This is a genomic window from Haliea sp. E1-2-M8, from assembly GCF_030649675.1.
Classification (GTDB): domain Bacteria; phylum Pseudomonadota; class Gammaproteobacteria; order Pseudomonadales; family Halieaceae; genus Haliea.
In genome coordinates this window covers 1-536 of the sequence record NZ_JAUTDR010000093.1, presented here as the reverse complement: position 1 = coordinate 536, position 536 = coordinate 1, and the positions used below count along the sequence as shown (strand labels likewise).

Annotated in this window: 1 protein-coding gene; it reads right to left on the bottom strand. The window is 55.8% G+C overall.

Annotation, left to right across the window (positions count from 1 at the left end; all coding sequences use genetic code 11):
* A partial coding sequence (locus Q6D67_RS21690) for a DUF4372 domain-containing protein (protein WP_304707934.1) occupies window positions 1-392 on the bottom strand: 392 nt, incomplete at its 3' end.
* Window positions 393-536: the final 144 nt, after the last annotated feature.

Sequence of the window (536 nt, the reverse complement as noted above, 5' to 3'; positions counted from 1 at the left end):
GTAGTGGCGTCCAGGGCATAGATGGTGTTGTTCAAATCCAGCCCCAGGTCCTCGCCGTCGTACAATTTGCGGGCTCGGCGAATAAGCAAGGCTGCGACATCCGACCAGATGCGCCAGTCTCGCGACTCGTTCGCGTCTGCCAAGGTGGAACGGCGCACGCGGTGACGCAAGCCCATGCCATAGAGTTTGCCGGCATTGGCACCCAGGGTCGCCTCGATATCGCGCAGGCTTTCCCGCCAAGTCAGTTGCGCGAAGGCCAGCACTCGAAACTGCTCGGCGCAGGTCATCCTGCGAACCCCGGCATTGCCGGCGTGGCGATCGACTATGCGGGCAAAGCTGGTCCATGGAATAAAATCCATGATTTGTGCGAACAGTGTCTTGCCGACATTCATATGCAGTCCCCAGCCCAAGCAGATGGGGAAAACTACACTGATTTGACGTATCTTGTTTCAAATCGACACCACATGAAATCGGCTGTAAAGCCACGTCAACACTGGGTTTCAGCATGATCGTAATCAAATTAACCGGACACTAGT